General features: G+C 57.9%; 21 protein-coding genes and 2 tRNA genes. 17 read left to right on the top strand and 6 right to left on the bottom strand.

All coding sequences use genetic code 11. The features are described from left to right. Both AB6729_RS09255 and AB6729_RS09250 read right to left on the bottom strand, forming a co-directional pair. Complete coding sequence (locus AB6729_RS09255) at positions 1-447, bottom strand: PIN domain-containing protein (RefSeq protein WP_371081327.1); 447 nt, start codon at positions 445-447, stop codon at positions 1-3. Then, positions 437-682, bottom strand: coding sequence for a type II toxin-antitoxin system Phd/YefM family antitoxin (locus AB6729_RS09250; RefSeq protein ID WP_371081326.1), 246 nt, complete (start codon positions 680-682; stop codon positions 437-439). The genes AB6729_RS09255 and AB6729_RS09250 overlap by 11 nt, the downstream gene beginning before the upstream one ends. 66 nt (positions 683-748) lie before the next feature. Between AB6729_RS09250 and alaS the strand changes: the two genes are divergently transcribed. Together alaS and AB6729_RS09240 are read left to right on the top strand one after the other, a co-directional pair. After that, entirely contained in the window at positions 749-3,661 is a 2,913-nt protein-coding gene (alaS, locus tag AB6729_RS09245; RefSeq protein WP_371081325.1) for an alanine--tRNA ligase, read from the top strand. Positions 3,662-3,708: 47 nt separating this feature from the next. Then, complete coding sequence (locus tag AB6729_RS09240) at positions 3,709-4,041, top strand: YegP family protein (protein WP_371081324.1); 333 nt, start codon at positions 3,709-3,711, stop codon at positions 4,039-4,041. Between the two features lie 312 nt (positions 4,042-4,353). Here the strand turns inward: AB6729_RS09240 and AB6729_RS09235 are convergent, their stop codons facing one another. Next, positions 4,354-4,638, bottom strand: coding sequence for a hypothetical protein (locus AB6729_RS09235; RefSeq protein WP_371081323.1), 285 nt, complete (start codon positions 4,636-4,638; stop codon positions 4,354-4,356). Positions 4,639-4,875: 237 nt separating this feature from the next. Here AB6729_RS09235 and AB6729_RS09230 point away from each other — a divergent pair, with 237 nt between their 5' ends. The 4 genes from AB6729_RS09230 to AB6729_RS09215 all read left to right on the top strand — a co-directional run bounded on the left by AB6729_RS09230 (position 4,876) and on the right by AB6729_RS09215 (position 9,943). Continuing rightward, a complete protein-coding gene (locus tag AB6729_RS09230; RefSeq protein WP_371081322.1) occupies positions 4,876-7,134 on the top strand; it encodes an N-acetylmuramoyl-L-alanine amidase in 2,259 nt (752 codons plus the stop codon). 73 nt (positions 7,135-7,207) lie between these two features. Next, positions 7,208-8,344 carry a DUF6599 family protein gene (locus AB6729_RS09225; RefSeq protein WP_371081321.1) on the top strand — a complete coding sequence of 379 codons (1,137 nt, stop codon included), beginning with the start codon at positions 7,208-7,210 and terminating at the stop codon, positions 8,342-8,344. A 318-nt stretch (positions 8,345-8,662) separates the two neighbouring features. Next, positions 8,663-8,738, top strand: a tRNA-Thr gene (locus tag AB6729_RS09220). Positions 8,739-8,992: 254 nt separating this feature from the next. Then, positions 8,993-9,943, top strand: coding sequence for a tetratricopeptide repeat protein (locus AB6729_RS09215; protein ID WP_371081320.1), 951 nt, complete (start codon positions 8,993-8,995; stop codon positions 9,941-9,943). Between the two features lie 150 nt (positions 9,944-10,093). On the opposite strand, the gene infC is transcribed toward AB6729_RS09215, so the two are convergent. Beyond that, complete coding sequence (gene infC / locus AB6729_RS09210) at positions 10,094-10,690, bottom strand: translation initiation factor IF-3 (RefSeq protein ID WP_371082610.1); 597 nt, start codon at positions 10,688-10,690, stop codon at positions 10,094-10,096. Positions 10,691-10,933: 243 nt separating this feature from the next. Between infC and AB6729_RS09205 the strand changes: the two genes are divergently transcribed. Further along, positions 10,934-11,548 carry a response regulator gene (locus tag AB6729_RS09205; RefSeq protein ID WP_371081319.1) on the top strand — a complete coding sequence of 205 codons (615 nt, stop codon included), beginning with the start codon at positions 10,934-10,936 and terminating at the stop codon, positions 11,546-11,548. A 72-nt stretch (positions 11,549-11,620) separates the two neighbouring features. Here the strand turns inward: AB6729_RS09205 and AB6729_RS09200 are convergent, their stop codons facing one another. After that, complete coding sequence (locus AB6729_RS09200) at positions 11,621-11,884, bottom strand: hypothetical protein (protein ID WP_371081318.1); 264 nt, start codon at positions 11,882-11,884, stop codon at positions 11,621-11,623. A gap of 186 nt (positions 11,885-12,070) precedes the next feature. Here AB6729_RS09200 and AB6729_RS09195 point away from each other — a divergent pair. The 3 genes from AB6729_RS09195 to AB6729_RS09185 all read left to right on the top strand — a co-directional run bounded on the left by AB6729_RS09195 (position 12,071) and on the right by AB6729_RS09185 (position 13,755). After that, a tRNA-Leu gene (locus tag AB6729_RS09195) sits at positions 12,071-12,157 on the top strand. Between the two features lie 106 nt (positions 12,158-12,263). Continuing rightward, positions 12,264-13,064 (top strand): indole-3-glycerol phosphate synthase TrpC, encoded by an 801-nt coding sequence (trpC, locus tag AB6729_RS09190; protein WP_371081317.1) that lies wholly within the window; start codon positions 12,264-12,266, stop codon positions 13,062-13,064. Positions 13,065-13,071: 7 nt separating this feature from the next. Next, positions 13,072-13,755 carry a phosphoribosylanthranilate isomerase gene (locus AB6729_RS09185; protein ID WP_371081316.1) on the top strand — a complete coding sequence of 228 codons (684 nt, stop codon included), beginning with the start codon at positions 13,072-13,074 and terminating at the stop codon, positions 13,753-13,755. A 93-nt stretch (positions 13,756-13,848) separates the two neighbouring features. On the opposite strand, the gene AB6729_RS09180 is transcribed toward AB6729_RS09185, so the two are convergent. Beyond that, positions 13,849-14,181, bottom strand: a complete 333-nt coding sequence (locus AB6729_RS09180; protein ID WP_371081315.1) for a hypothetical protein — start codon at positions 14,179-14,181, stop codon at positions 13,849-13,851. Positions 14,182-14,501: 320 nt separating this feature from the next. On the opposite strand from AB6729_RS09180, the gene trpB reads away from it, so the two are divergent. From trpB to AB6729_RS09145, 7 genes are all read left to right on the top strand, one after another. Further along, positions 14,502-15,737: a tryptophan synthase subunit beta gene (gene trpB, locus AB6729_RS09175; RefSeq protein WP_371081314.1), complete on the top strand. Its 1,236-nt coding sequence runs from the start codon at positions 14,502-14,504 to the stop codon at positions 15,735-15,737. Then, complete coding sequence (trpA, locus tag AB6729_RS09170; RefSeq protein WP_371081313.1) at positions 15,738-16,499, top strand: tryptophan synthase subunit alpha; 762 nt, start codon at positions 15,738-15,740, stop codon at positions 16,497-16,499. Positions 16,500-16,551: 52 nt separating this feature from the next. After that, positions 16,552-16,818, top strand: coding sequence for a chorismate mutase (pheA, locus tag AB6729_RS09165; protein WP_334242284.1), 267 nt, complete (start codon positions 16,552-16,554; stop codon positions 16,816-16,818). A 72-nt stretch (positions 16,819-16,890) separates the two neighbouring features. Continuing rightward, positions 16,891-17,910: a 3-deoxy-7-phosphoheptulonate synthase gene (aroF, locus tag AB6729_RS09160; protein WP_371081312.1), complete on the top strand. Its 1,020-nt coding sequence runs from the start codon at positions 16,891-16,893 to the stop codon at positions 17,908-17,910. A gap of 102 nt (positions 17,911-18,012) precedes the next feature. Continuing rightward, positions 18,013-18,696: a dienelactone hydrolase family protein gene (locus tag AB6729_RS09155; protein WP_371081311.1), complete on the top strand. Its 684-nt coding sequence runs from the start codon at positions 18,013-18,015 to the stop codon at positions 18,694-18,696. Continuing rightward, positions 18,693-19,532, top strand: a complete 840-nt coding sequence (locus tag AB6729_RS09150; protein ID WP_371081310.1) for a prephenate dehydrogenase — start codon at positions 18,693-18,695, stop codon at positions 19,530-19,532. The genes AB6729_RS09155 and AB6729_RS09150 overlap by 4 nt, the downstream gene beginning before the upstream one ends. Before the next feature lie 118 nt (positions 19,533-19,650). Continuing rightward, on the top strand, positions 19,651-21,063 hold the full coding sequence (locus AB6729_RS09145) for a circularly permuted type 2 ATP-grasp protein (RefSeq protein WP_371082609.1): 1,413 nt from the start codon (positions 19,651-19,653) through the stop codon (positions 21,061-21,063).

Genomic DNA, 21,063 nt, shown 5'->3' with positions numbered 1-21,063 from the left:
TCAGAGGAATGGTTGTAGTTCAGAAGAGGATGCACGGAACGGATCAAGATATCGAACACCTCCAATTTGGGGGCGATCCTGCGCATCTTCCGTAAGGATGATCTTGCAACCGTGCTTCTTTGCTGTGGCCCAAAGCATGGTGTCCCAGAACTGCGTTCGCCGTGTGCGCTGCCCATGCATGGCATCAGTGAATGCTTTAAAGTCCGCATGGACTACGGGGACAAATGAAGCAAGGTCTTCCAGTATGTGAGAGCTTTCTTCCACGCGCGACGGTGCCTTCCGGCTGATCGCGTGGTATGTCTCGGCGAGTGCCTGCAGGGTAAGAACGCAATCGTTGCGAAGCGCGGCATGCAGCAGCGCTTGCGCGATCATGTGTTTGCGTGAGGCGTCTGCGTCCAGCGCGTAGAAAATAATGTTGGCATCCAGCGTGTAACGTTCAGCGCTCATGCAGCTCGTCGCGCGAAGGGAACTTCTCACCGCCTAAAGGAAGGCCACGGTCCAGCATCTCCAGAAGTCGTTTCAGCTTTTTCTCACGATCCGCTGAGGCACCCGATGTGGGGAACGGGATGATCTGTGCAACGGGAATACCTCTGCGCTCCACCACGAAATGTTCGCCCTGCTCCACCTCGGCGATACAGGCAGAGAGACGCTGATTTGCTTCGCGTAAGGAAATATGTCGCATAGAATCTCCTTTGATAATTGTAGTACATGCCATCATTTCTGTTTCCGCTGCTAGACTTTATAGGCTATGCAATACCGTTCCGGAAGCCAGATTCGCGAAGATTTTCTGCGGTTTTTTGAGGGCAAGGGCCATCGCCGCATCCACTCGTCGTCGCTCGTGCCGCACAACGACCCCACGCTGCTCTTTGCCAACGCGGGCATGAACCAGTTCAAGGATGTCTTCCTTGGCTCGGATGTGCGCAGCTATTCGCGCGCCACCACCTCGCAGAAGTGCGTCCGCGCCGGCGGCAAGCACAACGATCTGGAGAACGTGGGCTTCACGCGTCGTCACCACACCTTCTTTGAGATGCTGGGTAACTTCAGCTTCGGCGACTACTTCAAGAAGGACGCCATCGCCTTCGCGTGGGAACTGCTCACGTCCGATGAGTGGTTCGGCATCGATAAGTCGAAGCTCTACGTCACCATCTTCGAGGGCGACGCGCAGACGCCGCGCGATGATGAGGCCGAGCAGTTCTGGATCGAAGCAGGCGTCCCCAAGGACCGCATCTACCAGCTTGGTGCGAAGGATAACTTCTGGCAGATGGGCGAAACCGGCCCCTGCGGTCCATGCTCTGAGATTTACTTTGACCTTGGCCTTGCCGCCAGCGAGACCGGCGAAGACAAGCCCTTTGGCGAAGACGACCAGCGCTATATGGAGATCTGGAACCTCGTCTTCATGCAGTTTGACCGTCACATCACGCCCGGTGGCCTGCCAGAACTCACGCCGCTGCCCAAGCCGTCGATTGATACGGGCATGGGCCTTGAGCGTATCTCCTGCGTGCTGCAGGGCAAGCTCTCGAACTATCAGAGCGACCTCTTTGTTCCGTTGATTGATGCGGCGATTCGTCTGACGGGCTTCTCTGCGATGAACGCGGAAGAAGGCTCGGTCAGCGATGCCAAGGGCGCGGCTTCACTGCGCATCATCGCAGACCATGCCCGCGCTGCAACCTTCCTCATCGCAGATGGAGTAAACCCTGCAAATGAAGGCCGCGGTTACGTGCTGCGCAAGATTCTTCGTCGCGGCATCCGTCATGGACGTTTGCTTGGTCAGGAGCAACCCTTCATGCACGAGATGGTGCACGCCGTTGTCGGCGAAATGAAGGTTGCGTATCCAGAATTGCTGGATGCGGAAGATCGTGTTGCGAAAACGGTTCTGCAGGAAGAGCAGCAGTTTGCACGGGTACTTTCTATCGGGTCGAAACGTCTCGATGATGAGTTGCGTTCGGTGAAACAGGGACATCCGCGCTACGTCGAATACTTCAACTTCAAATTTCCGGATGAATTAGAGTTTGCGGCAACGCTGCACAAGAACGTCTTCCACATCCTCTTTTCCGGCCAAACGCGACCAGAAGATAAGCTCGAGGCCGAGTTGCTTGAAGTCGTGAATGTCGAGCGAAGCCAGGATCTCGCCAGTCAGATACTGGACGACTACTCCACTCCGGATTACTTCTTCGGAAGTGAGGCATTCTCCCTCTATGAGACGTTTGGGATGCCTCTGGATTTCATGACCGATGCTGCGCGTGACGCTGGTATCGAGTTCGATATGGTCGGCTTTGAGCGCGCCAAGGAAGAAGAACAAAAGCGCGCCCGCGCCTCATGGAAGGGTGGATCGCAGAAGACCGCATCGCCTGCATTCGCTTCGCTCGATAAGACAGAGTTTGTTGGTTATACCGGCCTCCGTGCCGATGGTGCGGAAGTGCTCGCTCTGGTGAAGGATGGCGTTGGCGTACAGGTGTTGCAGCCGGGCGATACGGGCGAAGTTGTCCTTGATCGCACCAGCTTCTATGCAGACAGCGGCGGTCAGGTAGGCGACACCGGCTGGCTGTTCCCGACCGATCACACCTCGACCATTGCTGAAGTGCATGGCTGCACCAAGCCTGTTGCCGGAGTCTTTGCGCACAAGGTAACGGTGAAGCGTCCCATCGCCGTGGGTGATCGTGTGGATGCAGTGGTCGATGGTGCGGAACGCACGGCGACCACGCGCAATCACACCGGCACGCACTTGATTCAGGCTGCACTGCGTGAGGTGTTGGGCACGCATGTGAAGCAGGCGGGATCGCTGAACAATCGCAATCGCCTTCGTTTTGACTTCTCGCACTTCGCTCAGGTGGCGGATGAGGAGTTGCAGGAGATTGAAGACATCGTCAATCAGCATGTGCTGGCGAACACCAAGGTGGAAACCTTTGTGGATGTGCCCATCGATGTGGCTATCAATGAGTACAAGGCGACCGCGCTCTTCGGCGAAAAGTACGGCGACAAGGTGCGCGTGGTGAAGATTGGCGATTTCTCCACCGAGCTTTGCGGCGGCACACACACGCTGGCCACTGGTGAGATTGGCTTGCTGAAGCTCACGGGTGAATCATCTGTCTCCAGCGGCATCCGTCGTGTTGAGGCGATCACTGGAACCGGTTCGTTGTCGGAATTCCGCAAGGGCTTCGCGCTGGCCAAGATGGCTTCGACACTTGTGGGCGCCAATGATCCCGAAGGTTTCCAGGCAAAGCTCTCCGCGCAGGAAGAAGAGTTGAAGAAGCTGCGCCGCGAACTGGATCAGGCGCGCATGAAGTCGGCCTCTGCCTCCACGGAGAACGCTGCCGAATCCGCGGTGGAAGTGAAGGGCGTGAAGGTGCTCGCGCAGAAGGTCAGCGGCCTCGACCGCAACCAGATGCGCACGCTCGTCGACACGCTGCGCACGCGTCTCGGCTCGGGCGTCGTGGTGCTGGGCGCTGCCACGGAAGATGGAAAAGTCGCGCTGATCGCAGGCGTAACCAAAGACCTCACAGGCAAGGTGCAGGCAGGCAAAATCGTCGGCGCGGTAGCCGCAAAGGTTGGCGGCAAGGGCGGCGGACGTCCGGACCTCGCGGAAGCGGGCGGCACCGACCCATCGCAACTGGATGCGGCACTAGCCTCCGTACCAGATACCGTGGCAGGGTTAATCGCCTAAGTGTTCCCTTTGTAACGGAGTAGCGGTATCGTATCGGCGGAGGTTTTATGGCAGGCAAGTTTGTACTGAAACCCACATCGTCCGGCGGCTACCGCTTCAACCTGAAGGCTGGTAACGGCGAAATCATTCTCACAAGCCAGAACTACACGGCAAAAGAGAGTGCTTTGCACGGTATTGAATCTGTCAAGGAAAACGCGCAGAAGGATGAGCGTTTTGACCGACTGACGGACAAGGCCGGCCAACCTCGGTTCAATCTGCTGGCTGGAAATAGCCAGGTGATCGGCACCAGCGAGAGTTACAGTTCCACTACGGCGCGTGATCACGGCATTGAGTCTGTGAAGACCAACGCTCCTACGGCGGCAGTAGTGGAAGAAAACTAAAGCATTCGGCGACCGGGCCGAAACCTGTCAAGCCCGTAACCCACCTAACCCGAACAAAGCAAAACAAATAGAGTTGGCATGGTATTTCCTCCAAACCTTTAAAATAGAAATAGAGCAGTAAGTAGGGCCGCAGAGGATGCGGCCCTAACTCTTTTAGAAAGACGATTTTGCCCCTAACCCCAATGGGCAGACGATTTTACAGTCGCTAAACCGTCTAAACCCAATAGAAAGACGAATTTAGGAAAACAAGGGGGGGAGGGGGGTATCCCTGCAACACCGATCACGAAGTCGCGAAAATCCGTTTTCTCCGACCTAAAAACAACGTGCGGAGAAGGCGCGGCAACTGCAGGCATTCTTGTCGGAGCAATAGCCCTGAGCCATATCTTCCGGTGCCAGTTCCACGTGGCAGACGCTGCAGAGCGAAACATGCTTTTGCAGAACGGCATCGCCCATCTTGTGGCTTACATCGCTGAGTTTATGTCCGGCATCGTGCATCCGATGCTTCAGCTCGTCCACCACTTCGTGCAGTGAATGGTGATGGTGCGGATGCACCTGCGGATCATGTGTTTGCGGAGTAGGAATATTCGTGTCGGGCATCTCATGCCTCCCGGCCGCAGCCTGTCAACGTCTCCGTTGTATGCCAACTACAACATCTTTGGCCAGAGAAATTTGCCTTCCCGTTAGGAAGCGGCATGGCTATTCAGGGTAATCAGCGAAGCTACCCTTCGGGTTTTCGGCGCGGAGAAGAGGTTAGGACCTCGATACACTGGAGCCGGTTTGGCTTCTTTCGCTCCATCTCGAGGCGCACGTTGCGTTGTCGCTGCAGTCCTGCTGATGCCGTTGGCCCTGGGCGCGGTCGCGCAAAGACCGCATACGTCTGCGAGCTCATCCGCTGCAACGCAGAAGTCACGGAAGAAGGCTGTAGAGCAGACGCCGTGGCAGATTGCCGAGGCAGCACGCGAACAGTTGATGGCGATTCCGCCGGAGCAGCGCACCCGCGACGACTACACGACGGTGATGGATGCCTACCGTCTCATCTATCACGGCAATCCCGCGGACGTGCATGCGCCGGAGTCCATCTATAACGTAGGCCTGCTGCTCGCCGATCAGGGCACGACGATGCGCGAGCCGAAGATGCTCACCGCAGCCATTGGGCAATTTGAGTTCCTGCGGACGCAGTATCCTCGCTCGAGCTTCCGCATCCTTGCACTATTGGAAGAGGCGCACGTTGCCGCAAACGATATGCATGATGTGAAGCTGGCGCGGATGAAGTACTCGGCCTTTGTGGAGGAGTATCCGCAGTCGTCACACATGGATGAAGCGCAGGCTGCATTGAAGAGCCTGAAGGCAGGTGTGCTGCCGTCGGCTGTTGCTTCGGATTCCGGTTCGAGACAGGTTGCGGCTGCGCCTGCCGGGTCGCAGCGTGGTGCTGCTTCGAGTGGTGTTTCTGCGACGGCGGTTCCGCATGAGATTCGTGACGCTGCGAATGCGGCGGCTACGCAATCGTCGACGTTGCCTGCATTGAAGCCGACCGCGCGTATGCCGGAAGTGGAAGATGCTGCAGCGAATGTTCCCACGCATACGCGTAATGGATTGGCGACGGTATCGGCGATTCGGCACTGGTCCACGCCCACGTATACGCGCGTGGCCATCGATCTGGGCGACGAGGTGCAGTATGAAGCGGCGCGTGTGCCGAATCCGGATCGCATCTATTTCGATCTGCATGGAACACGGTTGGCGCAGGAGTTGAGCGGCAAGGCGTTCAGTGTGACCGACGATGGATTTCTGAAGAAGATTCGTGCGGCGCAGTATGCGAACGACGTGGTCCGCGTGGTGCTGGATGTGAACGATGTCACGGAGTATTCGGCGTTTCTGCTGCCGAATCCGTATCGACTCATCATTGATATTCATGGCGGTGCGAAGAGTTCGGCTGCTGCTGTTCCACCTCCCGCTACGTCGACTTTGCCGAGCGACAAGCTACGTGGGGATGATCTGCTGCATGCGCCTACGGTGACACAAAGTGCGGCGAATAACGCGAATCGCCCGACGGGTATGTCGTCCGGCATTTCTCTGCCGCCGGCTCCCGTGCCTGCAGACACTGCAGCGGTTCCAAGCACAGTCGCCACGCGCAGCAGCGGTCGCGATCTGGCGGGTTTGAGCAAGGCTCCTGATACACAGAAGGCGACGTCGCAGCCCACGAGCAAGCCGATTGCTGTGGTGGCGGATGCGCGTACCGGCGACATTCCTGTGCCAATGCGCAAGAATGGCAAGCGGAATGAAAAGGCGGTCGATGCTGCGGAGCCTGGACAGGCGGCTGCGCCCACTGCCGATGGCGCACGGACGTTGCAGCGCGCGCTGGGGTTGAAGATCAATCGCATCGTGATTGATGCGGGGCATGGTGGGCACGACAGCGGAACGCTGGGCGTGGGCGGCATCATGGAGAAGGACGTTGTTCTGGATGTGGCGCTGAAGCTGGGTAAACTGCTGCAGGATAAGTTGGGTGCGCAGGTCATCTATACGCGCAGCGATGACACATTCATCCCGCTGGAAACGCGCACCGCCATTGCGAACAAGGCTGAGGCGGATCTCTTTCTGAGCATTCATGCGAATAGCTCGCAGGATGAGACCGCCCGTGGCGTGGAGACGTATTACCTGAACTTCACCTCGCAGCCGGATGCGTTGGACGTTGCGGCCCGTGAAAACGCGGTCAGCGACCAATCAGTACATCAGCTTGCGGACCTGGTGAAGAAAATCACGCTGAAAGACAAGCTGGATGAGTCGCGTGAGTTTGCGGCGGATATCGATAAATCGCTGTTCGAAGGGCTGCATCGCGGCAATGAGGGTTTGAAGGATCGTGGCGTGAAGAAGGCTCCGTTTGTGGTGCTGATTGGCGCGAATATGCCGTCGATCCTGACGGAGATCAGCTTTGTGACGAACCCTCGGGATGCCGCGCAACTGCGGACGCCGGAGTATCGCCAACGCATTGCGGAGTCCATCTATAAAGGTGTGGCGCGCTACACCAGCGGTTTGAGCAGCGGTTCGGTGACGACGCGGGTTGCGAAGACGTCCTCGCCGGATCCTCGCGGGCAGTAGCTTCTACTGGGAACAGGCTGGCTGCTCGTCTCCGCTTTCCTTTGGGCAATGGTGGTAGTCTCACTTTTGAGTGATGCGTTTAGCCCATTTCGCGCTTGTTTCCGCCTTGCTGGTTTCCTCTGCCATAGCGCAGACGCCAGCGGCTTCCACTCCTGTTTCCGTTCCACCCGCGCCGCTGCTGGCCGACCGCTTTGGCCCGTGGCAGGCGTCTGCACCCGCTACGGTCAATGACATTCATCTGCCGGACGATGTGGCGAAGGAACTGATCGTCAAACGGTCGGACGCGAAGATCTATGAGGCAGAGGGAAACAAGGCCGCGATCTCTGCTGTGGAACTTGCCGATGCTACAGGCGCTTACAGCGCGTTTACCTATTTGCGCACGATAGAGATGCGTCCGTGCGCAACGGGCAACAGCCTGGGTGTGGATTGCGCCGTGTCCTCAGGACGGTTGCTGTTCTGGCAGGGCGATACAGTGGTGATCGTTGCTCCGGCTGGGCTGAAAGGTATTGCTGCAGGCTCGTTTACGGAACTGGTGGGCACGCTTCCGAAGCCGAGCGGTGCGAAAGCTGCGCATCCGTTACTGCCGGGTAAGTTGCCAACGGATGGTCTGGAAAAGACCAGTCTGCGTTATGCCGTTGGCCAGAACACGTATGTCGCTGGTGGTGGTGCGATTCCCGCCGCTGTGCTGGACTTCAGCAAGTCGCCGGAGATTCTTACTGCGCACTATCGTTCGTCAAAGAGCGGTACGGGATTGCTGACGCTGATCTTCTATCCCACGCCGACGATCGCGGGTGATCGGATGCGCGCGATCCAGAAGGCGATTGCAGACAAGCAGATGCCCGCGTCGTTTCTGACAGGTGAACCGCAGGTCGCACGCTCGGGCCCGATTGTGGCGATTGCCTCCAGTGGCTTCACGGCAAAGGAAGCCGCGAAGCTGGTGGGCGGCGTGAAGTATCAGGCGCAGATTGCATGGGACAAGCCGGAAGGCTACATGGAGCAGTTCAAGGTATCTGCCGCAGCCAGCGTCATGGTGCAGATCATGATCTTCGTGTTCGTCATGTGTGGTGCTGCGCTTGCGTTGGGTATTGTGTTCGGTGGTGGTCGCGCTGCCTTCCGGGTGTCACGTGGTAAATCGGCTTCGTCGCTGGCCGATATGGAAGTCATCAGCCTGGGTTTGCGCGGTAAACCGGAACACAAAATCCAGTCGTGATGTGCGCCTCTCATACGCTTTCACGCGCGTGAATAAAAGAGAACAAAAGGCGAATTTATTCGCGAACCATGTAATAGAATCTATTGACTAACTCCATTTTATTCAATTAGATGCGATTCTCCTTGACACCGCCTGAAGTGGAGCCATAGACTTTCGCCAGAAAGTTCAGATGGCTTTGCCTCCGTCCGGACTATTCTCCCTGAGAAAAAGCCGCCCGCTCCGCAGGCGGCTTTTTCATGTCCGATTCCGGGTCATAGAAAGGCTGCTTCAAGCGCGATTTGGCACACACGGCAACCCACGATAGAATCACTAAGGAACGCCGACGTAGCTCAGTTGGTAGAGCAGCTGATTCGTAATCAGCAGGTCAACGGTTCAAGTCCGTTCGTCGGCTCCACGTAGCTTCACCAACATCCATTTTTGTAATTCCCATCGCCCAGTTTCCGGGCGATTTTTATTTGCCCGGACAGGGAAGTGGCAGATGAGGGGAATGGGACGGTTGGCCCGCCTGAGGCCAGAATGTTGGAGGACCGTGAAAAAAGAATCAGTTGTGGTACAGGTTACCCACAAGATTCTTCATTTCGTGCTTATAGGCATCTTGCGCGTAGTGGTCGGCGGCATCATACTCGGCATTAGGCGAGCAAAAGCCGCATGGACCCGCCCGCCGCTGGAGCACAGACGATGCCCGTAATGACAGCGCCTGTTTCCCGTTACAGCCGAGCGCAGGCCGCACGGATTCTGGGCGTTCCCGAACGCCAGGTGTCTTCGTGGCAGCGCGCCGGGCTGATTGCCGAGACGTCCGATTTCACCATCCGAGATCTGGCTGGGATGCGCAGTCTGCGTGATCTGCAGCACAAGCGGCATTCCGCGAAGTCGATCCGCGTTTCCCTGGAGGCGATGCAGCGTGCGGGTTTTGCCGATCCGCTGCACAGTTTTGCTCCCGTATCGCAGGGTGCGAAGCTGGTCTTTCGTCATGCCGGAGCATTGCTGGATCCACTGACACAGCAGCTTGCCTTTGATTTTGAAGCGCCGAAGCGGGCGTTGACGGTGGTGCGGCGGGAGTTGCCGCGCGACCAGCAGCTTCGCGATCAGGCTCGGGCGCAGGAGCTGTTTCAGCGCGCCGTTCAGTTGGAAGAGAAGACCGAGACACTGGCCGAGGCGGCTGAGCTATACGAACAGGTGCTGACGATCTGGCCGAAGCATGCGCCTGCTTCCATTAATCTGGGCACCATTCTGTATAACGACCGCAGATTTGAAGAGGCGGAGAAGCGGTATCGCGCGGCCGCGGAGATTGATCCTGACTACGCGCTGGCGTTCTTTGACCTGGGCAATGTGCTGGATGAGTTGCGGCGGCTTCCGGAGGCGATTACGGCCTATCACCGAGCCATTCAATTGGTGCCGCAGTATGCCGATGCGCATTACAACCTGGCGCTGGCGTATGAACGTACGGGCGAGAAGCGCAAGGCGTTGCGGCACTGGCTCTGTTATGTGCGGCTTGATCCTGTGGGGCCGTGGGCGACCCATGCCCGGCTGCAGGCGCGGCGGACGCTTGCGAGTGAACGGCTGAGCATTGTTTCGCGGTTCGGGAAGATGGCCGGGTAGGAATACAAGACACCCTGTTTGGTGTCTCGATATTCATGAAACAGCCATTCGCCCCAGAGCGTTCAGCGTTCCCGCGGACATAACGTCGGAGTTCCCTTAAAAAGTAAAAGACACGGCCCAGGCCGTGTCTTTCGTCATTGGCGAATCCGCTTATGCTTCAGCCGGAACGGCTTCTTCCGCAGCGGTCTTCTTTGGCACTGGTGCTTCCTGCTTCTTGCTGGGAGCGATGATGGCATGGAGCGTGGTGCCTTCCATGCGCGGCATGAATTCCACAATGCCTGCAGGACCAATATCCATAATGAGGCGATTGATGATCTTGTAGCCCAGGTCACGATGCGCCATCTGGCGACCACGGAAACGCAGGCTGGCCTTCACCTTGTCGCCTTCGTTCAGGAAGCGGACGGCCTGGTTCTTTTTGGTCTGGTAGTCATGCTCGTCCACGGTGACGGAGAACTTGACTTCCTTGATGACGATGACCTTCTGCTTCTTGCGTGCAGCGCGGTCGCTCTTGTCCTTCTCGTAGAGGTACTTGCCGTAATCCTGGATGCGGCAGACGGGCGGGACGGCGTTCGGGGAGATCTCCACGAGATCCAGCGAACGCTCGCGCGCAATCTTCAACGCGTCGAACGGGGCCATGATGCCAAGCTGCTCGCCATTTTCATCGATCACGCGGATTTCGCGCGCGCGGATTTTTTCGTTGGTACGGATGAAACTCTTGACGGAACGCTTGTCAGTAAACGGTGGAATAGCCGGGCCTCCGCAGCGCACTTAGACGTGCCTCTGCACAAACCAGTATACAACGTGGTGCCACGGTCGAATGGTTGGTGTGCGTCATCAATTGCCGAGTCTGCGCCTTGCGGACGTTCTGGAAGCTTGCCGCAGGAAACGAAAAGTGCAGTAGGAGGCGGTACATGACAGGGGGAAAGAGTTATGCTTGCATGTGGTGCGGAGGCAGGCAAGGTTCTGCTGCACGGGAGATAGACACGTTCCATGAAACGTCGCATTCTGCTGGTTGATGATGAAGTTGCCGTTCTGCTTACTCTCAAGGCAGTTCTTGAGATCAGCGGATTTGACGTGGATACGGCCACGAGCGCACGCGAAGGCAAGAGCCGTATCCGCCATCGTGAATACGAGATGGTGATCACGGACATGCGCATGGAAGACGAGCATGCCGGTGCCGAAGTGATTGCGGCGGCGAAGGAAGCCTCATACAAGCCGGCGATTGCCTTGCTTACCGCATTCCCCATCGATGATGAAGCGCTTTCGTCCATGGGCGCGGACAAGATGCTGGTGAAGCCGATGCACACGCGCATTCTGCTGCAGCAGTTGGAGGCGCTGTTCGCGCGTCATACCGCAGCGAAGGAAAAAGCCACGGCGAAGAAGCCTGTGAAGTCCGCCGCGAAGAAGTCGGCTGCGGTGGTGAAGAAGTCTGCCCCTGCGAAGAAAACTGTTGTGGCGAAGAAGACTGCTCCGGCTGTGAAGAAAATTGTTCCGGCGAAGAAAGCTGCGCCTGCAAAGAAGGTCATTGCGAAGAAGGCTACGCCGGTGAAGAAAGCTGCCGCGAAGAAAACGACCGCAAAGAAGACTGCAAAGAAATCGCGTTAAATGATGGGGAAATCATCCCCTCACAAGAAAAAGGCGCTTCCGGTGGGAGCGCCTTTCTGTTTCCGTATTACTTTATTTCGGGCTGTGCGTCTTGATGTAGCTGCGCAGTGCCAGGTTGATTTCGAGTGCCTTGCTGGTGCCATTGTCGAGCATGTGCAACCAATCGCTGGCTGGCGATTTCAAACCCGCCGTGCTGAGCAGATAGCCTGTCTGCACGATGATTTCAAGAGCATTGCTGAGGTCGTGCGCCAGCTTGCGGATCTCAAGCGCGAGGTCTTCCGGAATCACGGATTCGGTTGCGGGGGCAGTAGGCGGGTTTACGTTGCTCTGATCCATGCGAAAACGGCGCTCCCAGCGTAGTTCAGTGATGTGCTGCGCTTTGGATGCTACTGAAAAGTCTGAAGGTTGGATAGTGACAGAAGGTTGATGAGAAGCGGCCTGGTTTGACATCCTGTTCATCCTTTGGGACACTGAAAGAACTGCAAGCGAAGTTCTGGCTCATGCCTGTGACGCTCGCTCCGTGCCGAAATGGCGGAATTGGCAGACGCGCATGGTTCAGGTCCATGTACTCGCAAGGGTGTGGAGGTTCGAGTCCTCTTTTCGGCACCATCAAGTTCTGTAAGGAACGTCAGAAGCGCGATGCCCAGGCATCGCGCTTCTGCATTTGTGGAATTTACAGTCTCCTTCCCGGCCGGGTTTAGCATTAGGAACAGCCATGACGCATCTTGATCGCATACTTGTTCAGACCCGCATTGCACTTGCGCAGCAGCGGTCGCCCGACCGTTTGCGTGAATTGGAGCGGATGGCCGCCGACCATACGCCGCGTGGATTTGCCGCGGCATTGCGTATGGCTGCGAAGACGCGTCCGGCGGTGATTGCGGAGTTGAAAAAGGCTTCTCCTAGCAAGGGGTTGATCCGACCGGAGTTTGATCCGGCATGGCTGGCGCAGTCGTTGGAGCGTGGCGGTGCGGCGTGCCTGAGTGTGCTGACGGATGAGCCATTTTTTCAGGGCTCGTTGCGGAACCTGGAGATTGCTTCGCAATCGGTGAAGCTGCCATGCCTGCGCAAAGACTTCATGGTCGACGAGTTTCAGATTGTGGAGGCGCGTGCGCATCGAGCGGATGCCATTCTGCTGATTGTGGCGGCGCTGTCGGATGCGGAGCTTCGGACGTTGCGCGCGGCTGCGAAGAACGCAGAGTTGGATGTGTTGTGCGAGGTGCACGATCGCGAAGAACTGGCCCGGGCGCTGGATCTGGGATGCGAGATGTTCGGTGTGAACAGCCGCAATCTGCGCACCTTTGAAGTGAACACGGCAGAAGCGGAGAAGCTGGCGGAGCTGCTGCCAACGGATGCTGTGCGTGTGGCGGAGAGCGGTATTGGTTCGTCCGCGGACATCCGTCGCATGTTGGGTGCAGGGTATGACGCGTTTCTGATCGGCGAATCGCTGATGCGGAAGGATGATCCGGGCGATGCATTGGCTGCTCTTCTGCAACCGCAGCTTGTGGCGGCGGAGTAGCGTTCCCATGTGGGTGAAAATCTGCGGCAATACGCGACTGGAGGATTGCCAGCGCGCCGTTGAACTGGGCGTGGACGCGCTGGGGTTCATCTTTGCGCATGGCAAGCGGCTGGTGACGGCGGAGCATGTGCGGACGATTACTTCGCAGTTGCCGTCCCACGTAGCCACGTTTGGTGTGTTTACCCAACGCGATCCGGAGTTCATTCTGCGTACAGCAGAGGCGGCGGGAATCACGGGTATCCAGATCCACGGAGCGTTCGACGCGGCGCTGGCATCTGCTTTGCGTCTGCGTTTTCCGAAGAGCGATGCGCCGCGGCTGATCCAGGTGGTGCATTGGGACGTGGATGAGCCTGCGGAACTGCAACAGGAACGGCTGCGTGCGGAATTATCGGCACTGGCGGATTCCAACCTGGTGGATGCCGCTTTGATGGATTCGCGGACGAAGCAGGGCAGCGGCGGCACAGGAGTGACGTTTGATTGGGGCGCAGCCGCTTCGGTAGTGCAGGAGGCGCCGTTGCCGGTGATTGCCGCAGGTGGTTTGCGTCCGGAGAATGTGGCGGAGGCAGTGCGTGTCCTCAGGCCGTGGGGCGTGGATATTTCCAGCGGTGTGGAATCTGCGCCAGGTGTGAAGGATGCAGCACGGATGCAGCAGTTTGTTCATGCCGCACGGAACGGCTCAACGGAAAGATAAAGGGCGAGCAGCCGTCGCCGCTCGCCCTGCTTGTCCTCGCCAAAGGACAAAGTTGAACTTCATACTCTCTCTTTTTGAGAGCGAATACAAGAGTTAGTTTCTGGGTTCGTCATTTCTGGGTTCGTCCGGACGCGCAGTTTCCTCGCGCTTCTTGATGGAGTTGTGCTTGCGTGCCTTGTTGGCGACCACACCGCCTGTTGCGCCTACACCTGCACCGACCGCGGCGCCCACGGGGCCACCCACAAGTGCTCCTGTAGCTGCCCCGCCCGCGGCGGAGCCACCCACGATCTTCGCCTTATTGTGATGATGCGCATCACGCTCTTCCACCTGGGCCTTGGCGTCGGCGTGAGATTCCTGCGCCATTGCTGCAAAAGGAGCCAGCAAACCTGCCATTGCAACTGCTGCTGCCATTTGTTTTAAGAACATCGCATCGCTCCCGCGAGGCCGTTTGGGGACTCGGCCAACGCACGTGATGGGGATGGATGGTGGTTGTTGCCGCGAAGGTTTCCTTTTCAAAGAGCGCAATTTCAGGTAGGCTTTTCCCTGATGGTGCGTTCTGTCTATTTTTGGCGATTTACTTTCCGTTACGGGGCAACCCCCGCGGCGCCAATGGAACACGCTCTCTAAGCAATCGCTGTCAGACCAGGGCAGCAGAGTAAGAGATCAGAGATTCCCGGAGCCGCGGACCCACTAGGGCCGCGGTTTTTAGTTTTGAACGCAGGACAGACGCAGAGGGACAGCAAGAGATGCCGGTTGTGGAATCGACAACGGAAATAAGCCGCTCGCTGGGAACGGGGCGCTTTGGCGCGTACGGCGGCCGCTATGTGCCGGAGACGCTGATGGCGGCGCTCCTGGAACTGGAACAGGCCTATGTGCAGGCTCGTGACGATGCAGCATTTCAGGCGGAACTGGCGGATCTGCTGAAGCACTACGTCGGACGTCCCACGCCGCTGTATTACGCGAAGCGTTTGAGCCAGGAGCTGGGCGGCGCGCAGATTTACCTGAAGCGCGAAGACCTGCTGCATACCGGCGCGCACAAGATCAACAACGCTCTGGGCCAGGGCCTGCTGGCGAAGCGCATGGGCAAGAAGCGCATCATCGCGGAGACGGGCGCGGGACAGCACGGTGTGGCCACGGCGACCGTATGTGCTCTGCTGGGCCTTGATTGCGTTATCTATATGGGCGAAGAAGACATGCGTCGGCAGGAGTTGAATGTGCTGCGTATGCATCTTCTGGGCGCTGAAGTACGCGGTGTTTCTGCCGGTTCGGCCACGCTGAAGGATGCCATCAACGAAGCGATGCGTGACTGGGTTACCAATGTTCGCGACACGTTTTACATCCTGGGTTCGGCGCTCGGATCGCATCCGTATCCAACGATGGTGCGCGACTTTCATCGCGTCATCAGCAAGGAAGCGAAGCAGCAGTTTGCGGAGCAGGTGGGACGCAATCCGGATGTGGTGATTGCGTGCGTGGGCGGCGGATCGAATGCGATTGGCGCGTTCTATGAGTTCATCCCGGATGCGAATGTTCGCCTGATTGGTGTTGAAGCTGGTGGCCGTGGCACGGCGCTTGGTGAACATGCGGCGCGTTTCAGTGGTGGTCTGCCGGGCGTATTGCAAGGCACGTATAGCTACGTGTTACAGGACGATGCGGGACAGGTGGCTTCCACGCATTCTGTCAGCGCGGGATTGGACTATGCCAGCGTCGGTCCTGAGCACGCCATGCTGCATGACCAGAAGCGCGCGGAGTATGTCAGCGCCACGGATAACGAGGCATTGAATGCGGTGAAGGTGCTGGCGCAGACCGAAGGTATTCTGCCTGCGCTGGAGTCAGCCCACGCTGTGGCACATGCGATTAAAGTCGCGCCAACACTTGGCAAAGACAAGATCATCATGATCAACGTGAGTGGTCGCGGCGATAAAGATATGGGCATTCTGGCGAATGAGATGGACCTGCGCGGAGCCGAAGGGAAGGGTTTGTAAGTGGCGATTGATTTCTCAAACAAGCCTGGACTGGTTGTCTATCTGACCGCGGGTGATCCTTCCCTCGATGCGACATATGACATTGCTCTGGCCGCGGTTGATAACGGTGCGCAGGTGCTGGAGCTTGGTGTTCCGTTCAGCGATCCGCTGGCGGATGGCCCGGTGATTCAGCGTGCCAGTGAGCGTGCCGTGGCGCGTGGCGTGCGCTTGAGCGATGTGCTGGCTCTGGCGAAAAAGATTCGTGCGGCGCGGCCGCAGGCGGGCATCATCCTGTTCAGCTATCTGAATCCCGTGGTTCGTATGGGATTGCCGGAGTTCTGCAAGGCCGCGAAGGATGCAGGGGCAGACGGTGTCCTGCTGACGGACATGATTGTGGAAGAAGCGGACGAGTACCTGGCGGAGATGCAGAAGAACGATCTTGCTCCGGTGTTCCTGGCTGCGCCCACTTCGCCGGATGAGCGTTTGAAGGCCATTGCGGAGCATAGCAAGGGGTTTGTGTATGCGATTTCGCGTGTGGGAATTACGGGGACGCAGGCGCAGATTGCCTCCGATGCGGAATCGCTGGTGGCGCGGCTGAAACAGTTTGCGAAGATTCCTGTGGCGGTGGGTTTTGGCATCTCCACGGCGGAGCATGTACGCTCGGTGAGCGAATTTGCGGACGCGGCGGTTGTCGGCAGTGCGATTGTGAAGTTGATTGAAGAGAGCAAGGCCGGTGAAGAGGCCACAAATGTTGGGAAATTCGTGAAGTCTTTGCGGTCGTAGGACTGGCTGCACCGGATAATGGAACACAAGACCAAAAAAGCAGAGGGTAACGATGGAGATTGCAGACTGGCGGCAGAAGATCGATGGTATCGACGAGCAGATCGTCAAGCTCCTGTGCGAGCGCGCAGCAGCAGCCGCGGCCATTGGTGAGTTGAAGTCGCAGAGCGGCAGCAACATCTACGAACCGGAGCGCGAACAGGCTGTTCTGGCCCATGTCGCTGCGAGCAACACTGGCGAGATTCCGCAGGCGGAGCTGGCCGACATTTACGAACGCATTATGGATGTGATGCGTGGATTGCAGCGGAAGCCGAAGGCGTAAGCAGCAAAAGTTAGTGAAGAAAACGAACGAATCTGCCGTGAGAGCCGGCAGGGAAGCGAAGGAACAGCAGCGATGATCGTGGTGATGCAGGGGACCGCCAGCAGGGAGCAGATCCAGGCGGTGATTGAGCAGATGGTGGAGCTCGGCTTCAATGTGCACCGCACCAGCGGTGAAGGTCAGATGATCCTGGCGGGTGTGGGTACACCGGCGGCGTTTGATGTGGCGGAATTCCAGGTGCTCTCCGGCGTACAGACGGCGTATCGCATCTCTTCGCCGTACAAGCTGGCAGGCCGCGGCTTCCGTCCGGAGGGAACGGTCATCACCTTCTCCAACGGCGTGAAGGTGGGCGGCGAGAATGTCACCATCATGGCAGGCCCGTGCTCGGTGGAATCGCGCGAGCAGATTCGCCTTTCCGCGCAGCAGGTGAAGGCTGCCGGTGGACAGTTCCTGCGTGGCGGCGCATACAAGCCGCGTTCTTCGCCGTACAGCTTCCAGGGCATGGGCGTGGATGGCCTGAAGCTGCTGCGTGAAGTGGGCGATGAAACCGGCCTGTTGGTCATCACGGAAGTGATGGAGATTTCGCAGATTGAAGTGATGCTGCCGTATATCGACTGCTTCCAGGTGGGCGCGCGCAACATGCAGAACTTCAACCTGCTGCGTGAACTTGGCCATGTGCGCAAGCCGGTGCTGCTGAAGCGCGGTATTGCGGCGACGATTGAAGAGGTTCTGCTGTCGGCCGAATACATTCTGTCCGGTGGAAACTACGATCTGATGTTGTGCGAGCGTGGTATCCGCACCTTTGAGACGGCGACGCGCAACACGATGGATATTTCGGCAATTCCGGTGTTGAAGAAGCTGACACACCTGCCGGTGCTGGGTGATCCGTCGCATGGTGTGGGCAAGCGTGAGTTTGTTCCGCCGATGGCGCTGGCTTCGGTGGCTGCCGGAGCAGACGGCCTGCTGATGGAGATGCATCCGAACCCGGAGAAGGCCATGAGCGACGGCGCGCAGTCGTTGTATCCGGAGCAGTTGGAGAAGCTGGTGAACCAGCTTCGTCAGCTTGCGCCGGTGGTGGGACGCACGGTCGCGTAACCAATCGCGCCAGTATGTGCAAAGGCCGTGCTCTTCGGGGCGCGGCTTTGTTCATTGCATGGAACGACGCGCTACACTCAAAACCAACAGGAGACAGCAGGCGTGAGCGAGTGGGTAAAGCTGACCGCATCCGATGGAGTGGATCTAAGCGCGTATGTGTCGCGTCCGGCGGGCGAACCAAAGGGCGCGCTGGTGGTGGTGCAGGAGATCTTCGGTGTAAACGACCACATCCGCGCAGTAACGGATGAGTGGGCCGCCGAGGGTTATCTCAGCATCGCGCCTGCGATCTTTGACCGTATTGAGAAGGATGTATTTCTCAACTATGACGAGGCTGGCTGGGCAAAGGCCGGTCCGCTGTATCAGAAGCTCGATGTCGCGAAGTCACTGCTGGATGTAGAAGCTGCGGTGGGCTGGCTTCGTGCTCAGGCGGATGTGAAGGTGGGCATTGTGGGCTACTGCTATGGCGGATCGATGGCCTGGGTGACGTCGTGCCGGTCGAAGATTGATGCCGCTGTGGGGTACTACGGTGGCCTTATTCCAACCCTGGTGCAGGAGACGCCGCAGAACCCCATCATTCTGCATTTTGGTGGTGCAGATACACATATCTCCGCAGAGGCGATTGCGAAGATTCAACTTGCTCATCCAGAGGTGCCGGTGTTCCTGTACCCCGGCGCTGGTCATGCGTTCAATCGCAAGCCAGATCCCAACAGCTATGTAGCGGATGCAGCGGACCTGGCGAAGCGGCGATCCGTGCTCTTCTTTGAAGAGCATCTTGCGGCGCAATGAAATCGGTTCTCATTATCGGCACAGGGCTCATCGGTGCATCGGTGGGTCTTGCGCTGCGTGAAGCCGGATTTTCCGGTTCCATTACAGGCATCGACGCCAGCGGCGATGAACTGAAAGCAGCGGAAGCATCCGGGGCGATTGATCGTGCGGCGCGTTCGCCGGAGGAGCACCGCGCGGCAATTGCTGCGGCAGATGTGATTGTGCTGGCGGTGCCGGTGCTGGCGATTCTGCAGTGGATACAGGGCATTGCGCCGCAACTGCGACCGGGCCAGCTTGTCACAGATGCAGGTTCTACCAAGGCCGAGATTCTGCGTGCGGCGGAACGGCTGATGCCCGATAACTTTCTTCCTGGGCATCCCATGGCGGGGAAGGAGAGCGGCGGCGCGTCGCTGGCGGAGGCCTCGCTATTCCGTGGCGCGACGTGGATCTTCACGCCCATGCATGAGACCACTCCCATTGAAGCCGAGTGGCGCGGATGGGTGGAGAAGTTTGGCGCAAAGCTGCTGGATATGGATGCCGCGCGGCATGACGAAATCTGCGCGTGGGTGAGCCACATGCCACAGATGGTGTCTACGGCCATGTCTGCGATGTTGGAAGACAAGTTCGGTGATTCTCCGGAACTGCGTGCCATTGGTGGCCGCGCGCTGCGGGAGATGACACGGCTGGGCAGCAGCCCCTTCAGCATGTGGCGCGACATTGCCCATACGAATCAGGAGAACATTGCGGAGACACTGCTGACGCTGGAGCAGCGGTTGCAGCATCTGCGCGAGAACCTGAAGACACCGGAGCTGCGCGAGGAATTTGGGCGCGCAAATGCATTTCGGCGCCAGCTTTAGAAAATCTTGAAGGCGATCGCGCAGACGAAGTAGTAGTAGGCGGTTCGCAGGGGCGACTCTATACTGTCAGGAACCCATGGACAACGTAGAGCTGCTCAAGCCCAACCTGGACGGATATCTGCTGGACAATGCGTACGACGAGATGTTCGCTGCGCCTGGCGAACTGCGCCCGCAATACCAAGTGCTGATGGAGCAGTTTTCCTCGTTGCCCAAGACAGAGGTGGAGCGCCGCAAACAGGCTGCGGACCTGTCGTTTCTGAACCAGGGCATTACCTTTACGGTTTATGGCCGCGATGAAGGAACAGAGAAGATATTTCCCTACGATCTGTTGCCGCGCATGATTACTGCGTCGGAGTGGGCCGTGGTGGAACGAGGGCTGACGCAGCGTATCACCGCGTTGAATCTGTTTCTGAAGGACATTTACAACGAGGGCCGCATCCTGTCCGACGGTGTGGTACCCCGCGAGATTGTGTATAGCTGCAAGCAGTTCCGGCGGCACATGATTGGTTTGCAGGTGCCGCGTAATGTGTACATCGCCGTCACTGGAACAGACCTGATTCGCTTGGAGAATGGCGAGTTCGTTGTGTTGGAGGACAATCTTCGCGTGCCCTCCGGTGTTAGTTACATGCTGACGAATCGGCGTGTGATGAAGCGCATTTTCCCGGTGATGTTTCGTCGCTATAACGTACGACCGATTGAGCAGTACACACAGTTATTGCTGGGCACGCTGCGTTCGCTTGCACCGGAAGGCAGGCCGGAACCGAACATCGTTTTGCTGACGCCGGGTGTATTTAATTCTGCGTATTACGAGCACGCTTATCTTGCACGTCAGATGGGCATTGAACTTGTCGAAGGTCGTGATCTGACCACGCATGACAACGTGGTGTACATGCGTACTACCAGCGGCCTGCGCCGTGTGGATGTGATTTATCGCCGCGTGGACGATGACTTTATTGATCCCATGAGCTTCCGCCCGGATTCCATGCTGGGTGTTGCAGGGTTGTTTAACGCGTATCGCGCGGGCAATGTCACGCTGGCCAATGCATTCGGCACGGGCGTCGCGGATGACAAGGCGTTGTATGCCTATGTGCCGGACATCATTCGCTACTACTTGTCGGAAGAGCCTGTGCTGAAGAACGTGGAGACGTATTTATGCGCTCGCGATCTTGATCGTTCCCATGTGCTGGCTAATCTGGACAAGATGGTGGTAAAGGCTGTGGGTGAGAGCGGCGGCTATGGCATGTTGATTGGGCCGCAAAGCACGAAGGCGCAGCGTGAAGAATTTGCACGCAAGATTCAGGCTGATCCGCGCAACTATATTGCACAGCCAACCATTACCTTCAGCCGTGCGCCCTGTTTGTTTGGCGAGGGATTTGAGCCACGTCATGTGGATCTACGCCCTTACGTTTTGTATGGCGATAAGGTTCGCATTGTGCCGGGTGGATTAACGCGTGTCGCGCTGAAGAAAGGTTCGCTGGTGGTGAACAGCAGCCAGGGCGGCGGCAGTAAAGATACCTGGGTGTTGAGCTGA

The sequence above is a fragment of the Terriglobus sp. RCC_193 genome, from assembly GCF_041355105.1.
GTDB lineage: Bacteria > Acidobacteriota > Terriglobia > Terriglobales > Acidobacteriaceae > Terriglobus.
Note: the sequence above shows the minus strand (reverse complement) of the source record. Positions and strands in the feature narration are given on the sequence as shown.